The 14,982-nt window shown below is 64.7% G+C and carries 15 protein-coding genes; 8 read left to right on the plus strand and 7 right to left on the minus strand.

Annotated elements, in window-relative coordinates; all coding sequences use genetic code 11:
* The first annotated feature begins 4 nt into the window (after positions 1 to 4).
* Entirely contained in the window at positions 5 to 583 is a 579-nt protein-coding gene (locus tag AB7532_RS13605) for a hypothetical protein (RefSeq protein WP_441235292.1), read from the plus strand.
* Positions 584 to 587: 4 nt separating this feature from the next.
* Here AB7532_RS13605 and AB7532_RS13610 read toward each other — a convergent pair whose 3' ends face one another.
* Positions 588 to 1,148, minus strand: a complete 561-nt coding sequence (locus AB7532_RS13610) for a DUF2478 domain-containing protein (protein ID WP_441235293.1) — start codon at positions 1,146 to 1,148, stop codon at positions 588 to 590.
* A gap of 68 nt (positions 1,149 to 1,216) precedes the next feature.
* Positions 1,217 to 2,626 carry an aldehyde dehydrogenase family protein gene (locus tag AB7532_RS13615; protein ID WP_441235294.1) on the minus strand — a complete coding sequence of 470 codons (1,410 nt, stop codon included), beginning with the start codon at positions 2,624 to 2,626 and terminating at the stop codon, positions 1,217 to 1,219.
* A gap of 182 nt (positions 2,627 to 2,808) precedes the next feature.
* On the opposite strand from AB7532_RS13615, the gene AB7532_RS13620 reads away from it, so the two are divergent.
* A complete protein-coding gene (locus AB7532_RS13620) occupies positions 2,809 to 3,186 on the plus strand; it encodes a hypothetical protein (RefSeq protein ID WP_441239267.1) in 378 nt (125 codons plus the stop codon).
* 6 nt (positions 3,187 to 3,192) lie between these two features.
* Here the strand turns inward: AB7532_RS13620 and AB7532_RS13625 are convergent, their stop codons facing one another.
* Both AB7532_RS13625 and AB7532_RS13630 read right to left on the minus strand, forming a co-directional pair.
* Positions 3,193 to 3,567, minus strand: coding sequence for a winged helix-turn-helix domain-containing protein (locus AB7532_RS13625; RefSeq protein ID WP_441235295.1), 375 nt, complete (start codon positions 3,565 to 3,567; stop codon positions 3,193 to 3,195).
* 73 nt (positions 3,568 to 3,640) lie between these two features.
* Complete coding sequence (locus tag AB7532_RS13630; protein WP_441235296.1) at positions 3,641 to 4,723, minus strand: substrate-binding domain-containing protein; 1,083 nt, start codon at positions 4,721 to 4,723, stop codon at positions 3,641 to 3,643.
* A 113-nt stretch (positions 4,724 to 4,836) separates the two neighbouring features.
* Here AB7532_RS13630 and AB7532_RS13635 point away from each other — a divergent pair, with 113 nt between their 5' ends.
* Both AB7532_RS13635 and AB7532_RS13640 read left to right on the plus strand, forming a co-directional pair.
* Positions 4,837 to 6,321, plus strand: a complete 1,485-nt coding sequence (locus tag AB7532_RS13635) for an aldehyde dehydrogenase family protein (protein WP_441239268.1) — start codon at positions 4,837 to 4,839, stop codon at positions 6,319 to 6,321.
* A 184-nt stretch (positions 6,322 to 6,505) separates the two neighbouring features.
* On the plus strand, positions 6,506 to 6,769 hold the full coding sequence (locus AB7532_RS13640) for a hypothetical protein (protein ID WP_441235297.1): 264 nt from the start codon (positions 6,506 to 6,508) through the stop codon (positions 6,767 to 6,769).
* On the opposite strand, the gene AB7532_RS13645 is transcribed toward AB7532_RS13640, so the two are convergent.
* Positions 6,766 to 7,665, minus strand: coding sequence for an alpha/beta hydrolase family protein (locus AB7532_RS13645; protein ID WP_441235298.1), 900 nt, complete (start codon positions 7,663 to 7,665; stop codon positions 6,766 to 6,768). The two genes, AB7532_RS13640 and AB7532_RS13645, sit on opposite strands and share 4 nt — an antisense overlap.
* 181 nt (positions 7,666 to 7,846) lie before the next feature.
* Between AB7532_RS13645 and AB7532_RS13650 the strand changes: the two genes are divergently transcribed.
* From AB7532_RS13650 to AB7532_RS13660, 3 genes are all read left to right on the plus strand, one after another.
* A complete protein-coding gene (locus AB7532_RS13650; RefSeq protein WP_441235299.1) occupies positions 7,847 to 9,235 on the plus strand; it encodes a class II 3-deoxy-7-phosphoheptulonate synthase in 1,389 nt (462 codons plus the stop codon).
* Positions 9,236 to 9,239: 4 nt separating this feature from the next.
* Entirely contained in the window at positions 9,240 to 9,593 is a 354-nt protein-coding gene (locus AB7532_RS13655; RefSeq protein WP_441235300.1) for a diacylglycerol kinase, read from the plus strand.
* Positions 9,594 to 9,689: 96 nt separating this feature from the next.
* The gene (locus AB7532_RS13660; protein ID WP_441235301.1) at positions 9,690 to 11,447 is read left to right on the plus strand and encodes an NAD+ synthase; all 1,758 of its coding nucleotides are present in this window, start codon (positions 9,690 to 9,692) and stop codon (positions 11,445 to 11,447) included.
* A 134-nt stretch (positions 11,448 to 11,581) separates the two neighbouring features.
* Here AB7532_RS13660 and AB7532_RS13665 read toward each other — a convergent pair whose 3' ends face one another.
* Together AB7532_RS13665 and AB7532_RS13670 are read right to left on the minus strand one after the other, a co-directional pair.
* A complete protein-coding gene (locus AB7532_RS13665) occupies positions 11,582 to 12,775 on the minus strand; it encodes a DUF2865 domain-containing protein (protein WP_441235302.1) in 1,194 nt (397 codons plus the stop codon).
* 131 nt (positions 12,776 to 12,906) lie between these two features.
* Entirely contained in the window at positions 12,907 to 13,212 is a 306-nt protein-coding gene (locus AB7532_RS13670; protein ID WP_441235303.1) for a hypothetical protein, read from the minus strand.
* Between the two features lie 290 nt (positions 13,213 to 13,502).
* Here AB7532_RS13670 and cysS point away from each other — a divergent pair, with 290 nt between their 5' ends.
* Positions 13,503 to 14,885: a cysteine--tRNA ligase gene (gene cysS, locus AB7532_RS13675; protein ID WP_441235304.1), complete on the plus strand. Its 1,383-nt coding sequence runs from the start codon at positions 13,503 to 13,505 to the stop codon at positions 14,883 to 14,885.
* The last annotated feature ends 97 nt before the right edge of the window (positions 14,886 to 14,982 follow it).

Here is a 14,982-nt window from a genome sequence, read left to right on the forward strand (position 1 = left end):
TGGGGTGGACGAGAACATTGCTTGCGAGCTCGAGGCCGTGCGGGACACCCGTCTGGTCGATCGGCGCCGGGCTGCGGCCTATGTTGGCGTGACCGCCGGCCGCTTCGAGCAATTGGTGCGCGACAACGTCGTACCGCCGCCTGTGATGGTGGACAACAAGCGGCGCTGGCCGCTCGCCTTGCTCGATGTGGCCAAGGACGCGGTGGTCAGCAGCATGCCGCGCCTTCCGCCAGTCCTGGCCGACATCGCACCGGAGTCGCGTCCCTGCGAACGCGATCCGGCGACGGCCTCACACGAATTGCCTGATCAAGCCTGGTTCGAGCAGCGCGCGCGGTTCGTGCAGCGCGTGCGGCGCTCGCTGCTCTCGGGCAACGAGATTCGTCTGTTGCGCGAGTTCAAGCTGCTCAAGCAGAACGAGATCAGCATGTTCGGCTATTACGGCAGCTTCGAAGCCCTGATGGTGCGCGGCTATATCGTCGAGCTCGCGCGAAAACCGCCGTCGAGCCGTCCGCTCGTGACCTATCGCCTGACTGCGCAGGGCGAACAGGTGATTTCGGCGCTGAAGGACGAGCCGGCGATCTGACCGGCTATTTGAGAATTTCGCAAACCGTCGGATTTGATCCGATGTCCGTGTGCGTGTCGCCGGCTGAAATGCCATGCCACCACGTCTCCAGCGCATCGCGCTCGCAACCAAGCTTGACGCTCATGCCGCCGGCAAATTTGATCCAGTCGGCGAAGTGGTCCTTTCCGACCGCGATCAGCACGGGAATGTCGGCGTCAAGCGCGCGCTCGATCAGCCAGGACAGGCCCTTGCCGTCGCGCTCGCGCTTTCCAAAACGGTTGATGATGACGAGATCGGCGCCGTGCGAGAGTGCGTCTGCGATGCGCTCTCCGGCATTTTGCAAACGCGCGAGATCGAGCCGGCAGCCTCGCGTAGCCGGATCGAAATCCTGCGCCAGCAGAAGTTTCTCGCCGCTGTGAAGCAGGACCGCCGATAGGCTGGAATCTGCACACTGGCCCGCCTGCACCATGCCGATGACGCGAAGGCCACGCGCATTCAGATCCGCGGCGAAGTTGCGCAAGACGGCGTCGGGATCCTGATGCGTCTCGTAGACGAGGGCGGCGAGATCGCTTTGCGCATCGAACATGGTCCGCCTCCGCTTCGTTGCAAAGAGAATGGGGCCGCGGCAATTCCGCTGCGGCCCCGATTGTCGAATCAGGCCGCCGGTGGGCCATTGATGATCTGGAGCTGGGTGAATTCGGCGAGACCTTCCTCGGCGAATTCGGTGCCGATGCCCGACTGCTTGGCGCCGCCGAACGGGATGTTCGGGGCCATGTCGAGATGCTTGTTGATCCAGACCGTGCCGGACTCGAGCTGGGTCGCGACTTCGTGCGCCCGCTTGATGTCGGATGACCACACCGATGCGCCAAGGCCATAGGTGGTGGCATTGGCGCGGCGGATCGCGTCATCCTTGTCGGAATATTTGATCAGCGGCAGCACGGGGCCGAACTGCTCCTCGTCGACCAGCTTCGATCCCTCCTGGATGTCGCGCACGATGGTCGGCTCGATGAAATAGCCGGGGCGGTCCATCGCGGCGCCGCCTGCGACCACCTTGCCGTTCTTGTGCGCGTCCTCGAGGAACGTCTTCACCTTCTCGTACTGCATCTTGTTCTGGAGGGGCCCGAGCTTGGTGCCCTGCTTGGAGCCGTCGTCGACCACCGTGGCCTTGGCGATCGCGACCAGCTCGTTGCAGAGCTCGTCATAGACGGATTCGTGCACATAGAGCCGCTTGATGGCGAGGCAGACCTGGCCGGAGTTCTGGAACGCGCCTTCGAAGATGCCGGGGGCGACCTTCTTCGGATCGACGTCGTCGAGCACGATGCCGGCGTCGTTGCCACCGAGCTCGAGCGTGATGCGCTTGAGCGTCTGCGCCGCGCTCGCCATCACCTTCTGCCCGGTGGCCGTGGAGCCGGTGAACGAGATCTTGCGGATGTCGGGGTGCTTGGTCATTTCGCCGCCGAGATCGTTGGCGTCGGTGATGAAATTGAGCACGCCTTTCGGCACGACGTCCCTGATCAGTTCGGCAAAGCGCAAGGTCGCGAGCGGCGTGGTCGGGGCCGGCTTGACCACCAGCGTGTTGCCGGCGAGCAGCGCGGAGGGCAATTTGAAGGCGAGGATCAGGAGCGGATAGTTCCAGGGGATGATGGCCCCGACGACGCCGAGCGGGCGGCGATAGGCCTCGACCTTGCGGTCGCCGGAATTCTCGATCACCTTCATCGGCAGGTCGAGCGAGCCGAGATAGCGAAAGAAGCCGGCCATGCCGAGCACTTCGCCGGTGGCGTCCGCGAGCGGCTTGCCCTGTTCGCTGGTGAGAAGGCGCGCAAGCTCGCCCGAATTGGCCTCGATCACGTCGGCCATCTTCATCACGACCTTGCGCCGATCCTCCATTGAGGTCGCGGCCCAGGCAGGGAAGGCGGCCTTCGCCGCGGCAACGGCGGTATCGAGCTGGGATTTCGAGGCGCGGGGACATTGCGCCACCACCTCTTCGGTCGCGGGATTGAGAACCGGCATGGTCATGTCGCCGGGCACCATCTTGCCGTCGATGAGAAGATTGAAGTCACTCATAGGCTTTGCGCTCCCTTGCAGAAACGGGCCGTTCGGGCCTCGTTATATCGAACTATATATCACGATATAGCCGAACCGGCCATGGCGGCTTGTTCGATCAATTCCAGAAAAGCGGGGCTGGACGCGGGTGGACTTATCGATATATCGTGATGGATATAGCGACCTGCGTTCCGGGACCGGCGATGGAAATCAAGGTGAGGCAACTCACGACCTGCGAGGTGGCGTCCGATGGCGGCGCGATCTCGCTGTGCTTCGAGGATGTCGCGGGTAACCCTGCCGCGGTCAGCGTCTCCCTCAACCAGGTCGGCGCGCTGATCATGACGCTTCCGGGGTTGCTGGAGGCGGCGCTGAAGGCCCGCTATGGCGACCAGAGCCTGCGCTACGCCTATCCGCTGGCGTCCTGGGCGATCGAGCAGTCGACCGACACGACCCAGCGCATCATCACGCTCCAGACCGAGGACGGCTTCAAGGTGCGGTTTTCGATTCCGAAGGACGAGCAGGGGCTGCTGGGCGAAGCACTGACCCAGCCGATGCCGGAAATGTCGGTGCGGCCGAACTGATCGCCGTCACGACTTCCGCGAACGGGAGATGTCGCTCTTGAGCGCTTCCAGCTCCTTGTGCACAGCGCGGGCGGCGTCGCGTTCGATCTTGCGGTAGCGTGCGACCAGTTTTTCGCCGAAGGGCGTCAGCATCGCGCCGCCGCCGTTCTTGCCGCCGGCCTGCGGCTCGACCGAGGCGCGTCCGCAGATGCGGTTGATCTCGTCGACGAGATCCCAGGCGCGTTTGTAGGACATGTCCATGGCGCGCCCGGCCGCCGAGATCGAGCCGTGCTCGCGGATCTGCTCCAGCAGCTCGATCTTGCCGGGTCCGATCCGGTCCTCGCCGTCGAGGTCGATACGAAGGCTCAGTTGGGGTAGCGATTTGGCGCTCGCGCGCGACATGGCGGGGTCTCTTGGCTCTGCCTGGAGAGATTGCCACTCTTGCCCGCCGCGGACAAGGCGAAGACGCCGTGCATCACCGCACGGCGTGCATCTCCAGAAACGCCTTCACGCCGGTGACGGTGCCCGTATCCGACGGCACATAGCCGGGCAGGGTGGCGACGGCGGCGCGGAAATCGGCGCTGCGGATGATTTCGAGGATGCGCTGCATCGGCCTGGTATCGAGAAAGGCGCGCTTGCAGACGAAGAAATAATCCTCGGTGAGGATGCGGATGAAATCGAGGCCGAAGTGGCGGGCGGCCGCCTCGACACCGAAGCTCGCATCCGCCATGCCGCTGGCGACATAGGCGGCGACCGCGGCATGGGTGAATTCGATCTGCTGCGCGCCGTTGATCCTGCTCTCGTCGATGCCGTTCGCGGCGAGCAATTGATCGAACAACAGGCGCGTGCCGGAATCATGGTCGCGGTTGACGAAGCGGACGTTTGGCCTCGTGAGGTCATCGAGCGACGCAATCCGCAGCGGATTTCCGCGCGCGACCATCAGTCCCATTTCGCGGGTGACGAAGCTGATGATGCGGTCCTCGCGCGGGTCGAGCCATTCGCGCGCGGCCTTGATGCCTTGCGCGCGCAGCGCGCCGTGCGGCAGATGCAGGCCGGAGAGATCGCACGCGCCTTGCGCCAGCGAGACCAGCGAATGCTGGTTGCTGACGTAGCGCAGATCGACGCCGATGCCGGGCTCGCGGTCGAGGAATTCGCGCAGCTTCGCCACAGCAAAGCCGTGGCTCGCGTGGACGCGGATCACCGACGGGCGCTGCTCCAGGAACGGCTTGATCTCGCTGGCGAGCTCCTGCGCGAGGTTATCGAGCTGCGGCCCGAGACGTGCCTGCATGCGCTCGCCGGCCCACACCAGCCGCTCGCCGAACGGCGTCAGTTTCGAGCCCTTGCCGCGCTGGGTCTCGACGAGGGGCGTGCCGAAGAACTCCGACCATTGCTCGATCAGATTCCAGACATGACGGTAGGAAAGGTGCGCGTCGCTGGCGGCGCTGGTGATCTTCCCGGTCTTCCTGATTTCGTTGAGGACGCCCAGCATGACGACAACGGTGCGCGGGCTTCCCTCGTGGCGAAACCGCCAGACGGTCTCGATCTCGATCTGAAGCATCCGGTATCCTTATGAACTGTGCTTCATATGTGAGGCGTCCATCTGCACATCATATCATATTTACTCCGGCCAATAGGCGCCTAGTCTGGTATACCAGAAACGGAGGAAATATGATGTCTGTTGCATATGACTTTGCGCATTCGCCGGCCACCGAATTCATGGCCCGGCCGCAGCATCTCCTGATCGACGGCCGCCGCGTCCCCGCGATCTCCGGCCGCACCTTCAAATCCCTCAATCCCGCCACCGGGCAGGTCATCGCCGTCGTCGCCGAGGGCGGCGAAGCCGATGTCGAGCACGCGGTCGCCGCCGCGCGGCGGGCGTTCGAAGGCCCGTGGCGCACGATGCGGGCGTCCGAGCGCGGCCAGATCCTGCTGCGCTGGGCGGACCTGCTCAAGCAGAACTCGGAAGAAATCATCGAGCTCGAATCGATCGATGCCGGCAAGCCGATCTCGGCGACGATGCGCCAGGATTTTCCGGCCGCCGTCGACACGCTGATCTATTACGCCGGCTGGGCCGACAAGATCAGCGGCGACGTCGTGCCGGTGCGCGACGATGCCCTGACCTACACCGTGCGCGAGCCTGTCGGCGTGGTCGCGGCGATCGTGCCGTGGAATTTCCCGCTGATGATCGGGATGTGGAAGCTCGCGCCGGCGCTGGCCTGCGGCTGCACCATTGTGATGAAGCCGGCCGAGCTGACCTCGCTATCGGCGCTGCGCATCGCCGAGCTCGCGCTCGAAGCGGGCCTGCCGGCGGGCGTCTTCAACGTCGTGACCGGGCCGGGCCGCGTCGTCGGCGACGCGCTGGTCAATCATCCTGATGTGGACAAGGTCACCTTTACCGGCTCGCCCGGCGTGGGGCGCGGAATCATGAAAGGCGCGGCCAGCAATTTCAAGCGCGTCTCGCTCGAGCTCGGCGGCAAGTCGGCCAATGTGATTTTCGACGACGCCGATCTCGAAGCCGCCAGCAAGGCGGCCGGCTCCGGCATCTTCTTCAATGCGGGCCAGGTCTGCTCGGCCGGCTCCCGCGTGCTGGTGCAGGAGAAGGTCTATGACGAGGTCGTCGAGCGGATCGCGGCGCGCGCGAAGTCGCTCAAGATCGGCGATCCGCTCGATCGCAAGACGGCGCTCGGCCCCGTCATCTCCGAGAAGCAGATGAAGTCGATCCTCGACTATGTCGATATCGGCCAGAAGGAGGGCGCGACCCTCGTCACCGGCGGCCAGCGTGTCGGCGATCGCGGCTATTTCATCAGTCCCACCGTGTTCGCCGATGTCGCACACGAGATGCGGATCTCGCAGGAGGAGATTTTTGGGCCCGTCGTCAGCGTCATCAAGTTCAGGGATGAGGCTGATGCGCTGCGGATCGCGAACGGCACGGCCTACAGTCTCGCCGCCGGCGTCTGGAGCCGCGATATCGGCAAGCTCCAGCGCTTCGCCAAGCGGGCGCGCGCGGGCACGGTCTGGATGAACACCTATGGCTACACCGACGTGCGGCTGCCCTGGGGCGGCGAGCGCGACTCCGGCCTCGGCCGCGAGCACGGCACCGCCGCGCTCGACAATTTCACCGAGCCCAAGGCTGTGTGGATGAATCTGGCCGTCTGAGTACCTCCCGATCGGCCATTCCTGGGCCCGCCTGATCCGGTCAGGCGGGCTCTCTTTTTGAGATCGATAAAATTGTCTGCATTCCGCTCAGGGGCGGCAAACCCTGCGGACAAGAAGCATGGCGCTTTAAACCTCGGCTTTGGAACCGATCTGCATGCTGCCCGCAACAGGGTGGGGTTTCAGCATGTCAATTTTCAGGGAGATCGTCGCGGCGGTTGCGGGAGTCTACGCGCTCCTGTTTGTCTGCGACGCATTGTTCGGCGTCGGCGACCAGCGCTTCGACGACAATTATTACAGCGCCAGCTTCTATGCGCCGAAGCCTAGGGAATTCCGCTTTGCCGACGGCACCACGCCGGCCAAACGCGTCAGCGATGCCTTCGCACAGTTCTCGGCGGGCGAAGCCAAGCCGAACAGGCGTTACTCGTCGCTGACGACGATCATCCGCTAAGCTTCCCCCTGGATCCATTCCGCAACGCCGCGCCAGAGCGTGTCGCGGTGCTCGGGGCGGAAGAAGCCGAAATGGCCGATCGTCCCGGCGCCGACGTCGGACGGCTTCACCGTCAGCACCTCCGGCTTGATCGCGGTGAATCCGCTCGTCAGCAGCTCGACCGCGGGCCGCGTCGCCCAGGGGTCGTCGGAGAAGCACAGCGCGCGCAGCTCGCCTTTGTACTTCGCGAAATTCTCCAGCGCCGGCAGCTTTGAATCGAAGAGATAGCGGGGGTTGGAGACCCAGTCGGCCCATTGCAGGAAGACGCCCTTGGGCAGGTCCTCGCCGATGCCGGCCCAGCCCGGCGCGTAGCCGAGCGCGTGAACCAGCGGCACGCCGACAAAATTCATGAAGGCGAACACGCGGTATTTTTCCGGCGACGTCATCAGCCGCCAGGTCGCGGCCTGCGAGGCCACGAAGGCGGCGCGCGAGATCTCGCTGTTGTTGGCGATCAGTCCGAGCGCCTGGCCGCCGAAGGAATGGCCGATATAGGCAAGCGGCAGGGTGGTGTAACGCTCGCGCATCCAGCGCACCGCGGCGGTGACGTCCTGCGCGGCCCAGTCCGACATCGAGGCCTTGAAGCCGACCAGCGATTTCGGCCGGTTGTAGCCGACCATCGCAGGCAGCCGGGAGTCGCCGATGCCGCGGTAGTCGTAGGTCATGACCGCGCAGCCGCGATGGGCGAGATAGGAGGCAAAGCCCTTGTAGATTTTTCGCGGGACGGCGGTGGCCGAATTGATCAGCACGGCATAGCGCTTGGTGCCGCGGGGCAGGAACAGGTCGCCGGTCAGCGCATACCCGTCGGTCGCCGGGAAGCTGATCTCGTCGATGAAAACGTCGTCCAGTGCGGCGTCCATGGGCGGAGGGTGTGCTGTCCGTTTCTTCTGCGGTCCCTAGCAAATGCGAATTCGGCTTTCGCTGCAAGGGTTTGCAATGCGGAATGGATTTACAACTGGCGGCCCGGGGCGAGCCTGTGTATAAGGCGGCCCTCGCAACCCACAGATCAGGTTGCACTTTTTGCTTCACGGAGAGATTGCGATGTCCGAGCGGTGGACGCCCGAGTCCTGGCGCAGCAAGCCGGTGCTACAGGTGCCCGACTATCCCGACACCAAGGTTTTGGCCGACGTGGAGGCGCAGCTTGCGACCTTCCCGCCGCTGGTGTTCGCGGGCGAGGCGCGCAATCTGAAGAAGTCGCTGGCCCGCGTTGCGGCCGGCGAGGCCTTCCTGCTCCAGGGCGGCGACTGCGCCGAGAGCTTTGCCGAGCACGGCGCCAATAATATCCGCGACTTCTTCCGCGTGCTGCTGCAGATGGCGGTGGTGCTAACCTACGCCGGCGCGGTGCCGGTGGTGAAAGTTGGACGCATTGCCGGCCAATTTGCAAAACCGCGCTCGTCGCCGACCGAGAAGATCAACGGCGTCGAGCTGCCGAGCTATCGCGGCGACATCGTCAACGACATCGCCTTCACCAAGGACGCGCGCGTGCCGGATCCGCAGCGCCAGCTGATGGCCTATCGCCAGTCGGCCGCGACGCTGAACCTGCTGCGCGCCTTCGCGACCGGCGGCTTCGCCAATCTCGGCAGCGTGCATCAATGGATGCTCGGCTTCCTGAAGGACTCGCCGCAGTCCCGCCGCTACAAGGAATTGGCTGACCGCATCTCCGACGCGCTCAACTTCATGCAGGCCTGCGGCCTCGACCTGGAGAGCCATCCGGAGCTGCGCGCCACCGATTTCTACACCAGTCACGAGGCGCTGCTGCTCGGCTACGAGCAGGCCATGACCCGCGTCGATTCCACCACCGGCGATTGGTACGCGACCTCGGGCCACATGATCTGGATCGGCGATCGTACCCGCCAGCTCGATCACGGCCATGTCGAATATTTCCGCGGCATCAAGAACCCGATCGGCCTGAAATGCGGCCCGTCGCTCAAGCCCGACGAGCTGTTGAAGCTGATCGACGTGCTAAACCCCGACAACGAGCCGGGCCGGCTGACGCTGATCAACCGCTTCGGCTCCGACAAGGTCGCCGATCATCTGCCGGGCCTCATCCGCGCCGTGAAGCGCGAGGGCAAGGTCGTGGTCTGGTCGTGCGATCCCATGCACGGCAACACCATCACGTCGACATCGGGCTACAAGACGCGCCCGTTCGACCGCGTGTTGTCGGAGGTGAAGTCGTTCTTCACGATCCACGCGGCGGAAGGGACTCATGCCGGCGGCGTGCATCTGGAAATGACCGGTCAGGACGTCACCGAGTGCATCGGCGGCGCCCGCGCCATCACCGACGAGGACCTCAACGACCGCTATCACACGGTCTGCGATCCCCGCCTCAATGCCGAGCAGTCCATCGACATGGCTTTCCTGGTCGCCGAGCTTCTCAAGCAGGAGCGCGCCGGCAAGGCCCGGCCGATGCCGGTCGCAGCGGGGCTCTAAAACCTTGCTGCGGATCTGGAAGGCCACGATCAATTCCCGGAACGGTCTCGCTTTCGCGTTCCGGTCGGAGCAGGCCGTTCGCGAGGAGATTTTTGCCCTCCTGCTGTCGCTGCCGCTGGCATGGTTCGTCGGTGCGACTGCGATGCGCGCGGTCGAGCTGGTGTGCTCGGTTGCGTTCGTGCTGACGGTCGAGCTGCTGAACACCGCGATCGAGAAGCTCGCCGACCGCCTGACCATGGATCACGACAAGCAGATCGGGCGGGTCAAGGACATGGGCTCGGCCGCGGTCGGCATTGCCCTCCTGATGGCCGTCGCGTTCTGGATCATCGCCATCGTCGAGCGACTGGGGTTTCTCTAAAGCGCGCATCGCGCTTTAGTTTTTTGTTTGAGCATGATCTTTCCGGAAACCGCTTCACACTTTTCCGGATCATGCTCTGATCGGAGCGAGGCGGCCATGACCGAACGTCTCAATGCATTCGCGGTCACGCTCGCCCAGCTCAATCCGACCATGGGCGACATCGAGGGCAATGCTGCGAAGACGCGTGCGGCGCGCGCGCAAGCCAGGTCCGACGGCGCCGATCTCGTGCTGTTTCCGGAATTGTTCATCGTCGGCTATCCGCCGGAAGATCTGGTGCAGAAGCCGGCGTTCCAGGCTGCCTGCCGAGCCGCGATCGAGAGCCTCGCGCGCGAGACGGCCGACGGCGGCCCGGCAATGCTGGTTGGCACGCCCTGGGTCGAGGACGGCAGGCTCTATAATGCCTGCGCGCTGCTCGACGGCGGTCGCATCGCGGCGCTTCGCTTCAAATGCAATCTGCCGAATTACGGTGTGTTCGACGAGAAGCGGCTGTTTTCACGCGGGCCTGCCGCGGGCCCCGTGACCGTGCGCGGCGTGCGCATCGGCGTGCCGATCTGCGAGGACATCTGGCTGGAAGAGTCCGAGGACTACGAGAATGTGGTCGAGACATTGGCCGAGACCGGTGCGGAAATCATTCTTGTGCCGAACGGCTCGCCTTACGCCCGCGACAAGAGCGACGTGCGCCTGTCGGTGGCGGTCGCGCGGGTGACGGAAAGCGGCTTGCCGCTGGTCTATCTCAACCAGGTCTGCGGCCAGGACGAACTGGTGTTCGACGGCGCCTCCTTCGTGCTCAACGGCGATCTCTCGCTCGCGGCGCAATTGCCGGCGTTCGCCGAGAGCATCACGACGCTGCGCTTCACGCGCAATGGTGACGATTGGCGCTGCACGGGGCCGATTGCGCAGCAGCCCGAGGGCGACCGCGCCGACTACGCAGCCTGCGTGCTGGGCTTGCGCGACTACGTCGCCAAGAACGGATTCCCCGGCGTGCTGCTCGGCATTTCCGGCGGCATCGACTCTGCTCTCTGCGCAGCGATCGCCGTCGATGCGCTCGGCGCCGATCAGGTGCATGGCGTGATGCTGCCTTATCGCTACACCGCAGCACACTCGATTGCCGATGCCGGCGAGCTCGCCGGCCATCTCGGCATCCGCTACGAGGTGCTGCCGATCGCGGAAGCCGTGACCGGCTTCGAGACCATCCTCTCCGGCCTCTTCAAGAATTTGCCGCCGGACATCACCGAGGAAAATCTCCAGGCCCGCACCCGCGGCACGCTGCTGATGGCGATCTCCAACAAGACCGGGCTGATGGTGGTGACCACAGGCAACAAGTCGGAAATGTCGGTCGGCTACGCCACGCTCTATGGCGACATGAACGGCGGCTTCAATCCGATCAAGGACATCTACAAGACGCAGGTGTTTCGGCTCGCGGCGTTGCGCAACGGCTGGAAGCCCGACGGTGCGCTGGGGCCGGCAGGCGAGGTCATTCCGCCCGACATCATCACGCGTCCGCCGACGGCGGAATTGCGCGAGAACCAGACCGATCAGGATTCGTTGCCGCCTTACGATGTGCTCGACGCGATTCTCCGAGCGCTCATCGAGCGCGAGGAGCCGCTCGATCAGATCATCGCTGCCGGCTTCGACCGCGAGACGGTCACCCGCATCGATCATCTCCTCAACGTCGCCGAATACAAGCGCCGCCAGGCCGCGCCCGGCGTGAAGGTGACGGCCAGGAATTTCGGCCGCGACCGCCGCTATCCCATCACCAACCGCTTTCGCGACAAGGGCGAGCCGTTGCCGGCACACGACGAGACGCTGGTGTCACGCGGGAGCAAGGCGTCGATCGACGCGTTCGAGGGGTAGCCACCCATTCCGCTGTCATCATCCGCGAAGGCGGATGATCCAGTACTCCGCGGCGGACATCGTGAAAACAAATGCCCGCCGCTGAGTACTGGATGCCCCGCTTTCGCGGAGCATGACACCGAATTTGGAGTGGCCTATTTCTGCTGCTGCGGAAGGAAGCTTGGCCCGACCGAGCGGATCGGCTTGTTCTCCGAGCCCGTCGCGGCGGTGCCGGTGTCCGCGGGCGGTGCCGCAGCTGGCGCGTTGGCCGTTGCCGGCGCGGGGGCTGCGCCCTTCTTGGTCGCGGCCGCAGGCGTGCCCTTGGTGAGCCGCTGCTGCTGCATCTTCCTGGCGCTCTCCTCGGTGACGATGATGTCACCCTGCTGCTCGACCGCTGCCTTGTCGTCGGCCGATTTCAGCGCGTCGGCCCAGGTCTGGCCGGCGGCCTTGCAGGAGCAGGACGGGTTGAACTCGCTGCGGAATTTGAACGCCGTCGGCAGCGCGGTGTAGGGCTGGCCGCTGGTCGAGACGGCCGAGTTCATGTCTTCGCCGGGATTGCGATGGGTGTAGAGCACGGCTTCCGCGGCCGGGCACAGCGCCTTGCAGGTCTTCTCGTCGTCGGGGAAGCGCGCCGGCACGGTTGCAAACGAGACCGGGAAATAGGCGCCGTCGCAGGTGCGCACGCACACGGTGCGATAGGTGCCGGATTGCGGGCCGAGATCGGAGGGCGGCACGCCTTGCGGATTGTTGGGGTTGTTGCCGCCGAACAGATTGCTCAGGAAGTTGCCGCCGCCTTGCGATTGCGCGGCGTTGGCATATTGCGGGCCGCAATTGTTCTGCGCCAGCGCTGCCAGCACCGAGCGGCGCTGGTTGTCGCGCTCCGGGCTGAAGCCGCCGGAGCCGGCCCGCAGGCGTTCGAGATTGCCGGTGATCTGATCCAGGTTGGCGCGCATCTGCTGGATCTGGGTGTTGACCGGACCGCATTGCGCCGACTGACCGTTGAACAGCGAGAAGAAGCCGGAGGAATCGCAGCCCATGCGCTTGGCCTGCATGGTGACGCGGTCGAGCTCGGCCTGCTGCTTGGCCTGGGAATCCTGATAGCGGCGGATCTGGTCTTCACGCGCGGGGTCGCCACCGCCGCCGCCACGATCGAGCCCGGCGAGCTGGCCTTCCAGCCGCGCGCACATCGGATTTGCTCCGAGCCCGTTCTGGCCGGGCTGAGGCGGCGGACCGGGCGGGCCGGCCTGCGCGAAAGCGCCGTTGGCGAGCAAGACGGTGCTCAGAAGCACGGTGCAGGCAAGGATCAAGCGGGCACGGGAGAGCGACAAAAATTCAGGCATATCCGCCATTCTAGCGAGGTCACGGCCCAATGTGACTCTGGAGGGCCGAAGCGCGCCCTCCCATAGCCGCTTCCTGCGGCATCGTCACGTCGTTTCAGGAGCCGGAGACTGGTCCTAAGGTCCGCCAGCTCCGAGCGAATTCAGCGCTGGCAGGTGATTGCAACATATTCGTCGCAATGGCCATGGGAGCAGTTTGCGCCGGTTTTGGGGACAGAGCCGGTAATTTCGTCGGGATCGACCCGGCGATAGGCCGAGGCCTGGGCAAAATCGCGTGATTGGCAATAGGTTCGCGCGACCTGGGCGCCGCATTTGTCGCCCTTGGCGAGGCACTTGTCGACGCCGTAGCCGTCCGCCTGGTTGGCGATGATGAAGACGCGGGTCTCGGCGAAAGCGCTGGATGCCGTAAGGATGGAGGCGCTGGAAATGAGCGCGAGCAAGGATCGCATGAAAAACACCGGGGCTGGGGGGACCGCCGGGTTCCAAATTGAACTCAAAAGGTTAAGGATGACGAACCATCAAGGCGAGGTGGCCGCGCTTTGCGGACATAAAGCGGCATTTTCGCGGCTCCCTTGACGCCGGGCCGCCTCATAGCCCATATGTGGCCGCATGAACGGTCTCCTCGCCATCTGCATTATTTGCCGCGAGATTACGAGCTAGCGATTCGCTGGCTGGAGCCGTCTTTTCTCAAACACATTGAGAGCACTGGACGCCCGGCCAACAGCCGACGGGTATCCCTATGGAATTGCGCCTTTACGATACGCTGAGCCGGGACAAGCGCACCTTCGCGCCGCTCGATGCGAAGGACGTCCGCATGTATGTTTGCGGACCGACCGTCTATGACTTCGCCCATATCGGCAATGCGCGGCCCGTGATCGTGTTCGACGTGCTGTTTCGGCTGCTGCGCCATCTCTACGGCGAGGCGCACGTCAAATATGTCCGCAACATCACCGACGTCGACGACAAGATCAACGACCGCGCCGCGCGTGACTTCCCCGGCCTGCCGCTAAACGAGGCGATCCGCAAGGTCACCGAGCAGACCGGCGGGCAGTTTCACGCCGACGTCGATGCGCTCGGTGCGCTGCGGCCGAGCGTCGAGCCGCGCGCGACCGAGCATATCGTCGAGATGCGCGAGATCATCGAGCGGCTGATCAAGGGCGGTTTCGCCTATGCCGCCGAGGACCACGTGCTGTTCTCGCCGCAGGCGATGAACGCGGCGAATTCCGACCTGCCGCGCTATGGCGCGCTGTCCAATCGCTCCCTGGACGAGATGGTCGCCGGCGCCCGCGTCGATGTCGCGCCCTACAAGAAGGGCAACACCGATTTCGTGCTGTGGAAGCCGTCGAAGCCGGGCGAGCCGTCATGGCCGTCGCCGGCCGGCATCAAGGCCGAGGGGCGTCCGGGCTGGCATATCGAGTGCTCGGCGATGGCCTGGAAGCATCTCGGCGAACATTTCGACATCCACGGTGGCGGCATCGATCTCGTGTTTCCGCATCACGAGAACGAGGTCGCGCAGACCTGCTGCGCCTTCCATCGCGAGCGCATGGCGAACTACTGGATGCACAATGGCTTCCTGCAGGTCGAGAGCGAGAAGATGTCGAAGTCGCTCGGCAACTTCATTACCATCCACGAGCTGCTCAAGGACTGGCCGGGCGAGGTGCTGCGCCTGAACATGCTGAAGACGCATTACCGTTCGCCGATCGACTGGACCATGAAGTCGCTCGAAGAGAGCGCCCGGACGCTCGACGACTGGTATCGCGTCGCTGCCGACGTCGAGCCCGGCGCGCCGGCTGCGTCCGTGGTCGAGCCGCTGCTCGACGACCTCAACACGTCGCTTGCGATCGCAGCGCTGCACAGCCTGCGTGGCAGCGACGTACCCGCGCTCGCGGGCTCACTGCGGCTGCTTGGCTTCCTCTCCGAGAGCGCCGCGCAATGGGAAGGCCGCAAGCAGCAGGCGAGTGGCGTCGATGCCGGAGAAGTCGAGCGCCTGATCTCGGAGCGGACGGCTGCGCGCGCGCGGAAGGATTTCGGGGAGTCGGACCGCATTCGCGACCTGCTCGCCGGGATGGGCGTTGCGATCAAGGATTCCAAGGACGGCACGACCTGGGAGGTCGCGCGATGAAGCGGCCCGACACGCCGTTCCCGCGGCACTGGCTCTATTACATCGCGCTGAAAGTCCTGCTGCTCGGGGCCGCCGTGGCGATCGTGCTCAAACTGTA

This window comes from Bradyrhizobium sp. 930_D9_N1_4 (assembly GCF_052076015.1).
Classification (GTDB): Bacteria; Pseudomonadota; Alphaproteobacteria; order Rhizobiales; family Xanthobacteraceae; genus Bradyrhizobium.

Excerpts from the sequence above, each read along its gene's own strand:
- AB7532_RS13640 (WP_441235297.1), top strand. The coding sequence starts at position 6,506 with ATGTCAATTTTCAGGGAGATCGTCGCGGCGGTTGCGGGAGTCTACGCG.
- AB7532_RS13630 (WP_441235296.1), bottom strand. The coding sequence starts at position 4,723 with ATGCTTCAGATCGAGATCGAGACCGTCTGGCGGTTTCGCCACGAGGGA.
- AB7532_RS13635 (WP_441239268.1), top strand. The coding sequence starts at position 4,837 with ATGTCTGTTGCATATGACTTTGCGCATTCGCCGGCCACCGAATTCATG.
- AB7532_RS13610 (WP_441235293.1), bottom strand. The coding sequence starts at position 1,148 with ATGTTCGATGCGCAAAGCGATCTCGCCGCCCTCGTCTACGAGACGCAT.
- AB7532_RS13660 (WP_441235301.1), top strand. The coding sequence starts at position 9,690 with ATGACCGAACGTCTCAATGCATTCGCGGTCACGCTCGCCCAGCTCAAT.
- AB7532_RS13625 (WP_441235295.1), bottom strand. The coding sequence starts at position 3,567 with ATGTCGCGCGCGAGCGCCAAATCGCTACCCCAACTGAGCCTTCGTATC.
- AB7532_RS13665 (WP_441235302.1), bottom strand. The coding sequence starts at position 12,775 with ATGGCGGATATGCCTGAATTTTTGTCGCTCTCCCGTGCCCGCTTGATC.
- AB7532_RS13620 (WP_441239267.1), top strand. The coding sequence starts at position 2,809 with ATGGAAATCAAGGTGAGGCAACTCACGACCTGCGAGGTGGCGTCCGAT.
- AB7532_RS13670 (WP_441235303.1), bottom strand. The coding sequence starts at position 13,212 with ATGCGATCCTTGCTCGCGCTCATTTCCAGCGCCTCCATCCTTACGGCA.
- AB7532_RS13645 (WP_441235298.1), bottom strand. The coding sequence starts at position 7,665 with ATGGACGCCGCACTGGACGACGTTTTCATCGACGAGATCAGCTTCCCG.
- AB7532_RS13650 (WP_441235299.1), top strand. The coding sequence starts at position 7,847 with ATGTCCGAGCGGTGGACGCCCGAGTCCTGGCGCAGCAAGCCGGTGCTA.
- AB7532_RS13615 (WP_441235294.1), bottom strand. The coding sequence starts at position 2,626 with ATGAGTGACTTCAATCTTCTCATCGACGGCAAGATGGTGCCCGGCGAC.
- cysS (WP_441235304.1), top strand. The coding sequence starts at position 13,503 with ATGGAATTGCGCCTTTACGATACGCTGAGCCGGGACAAGCGCACCTTC.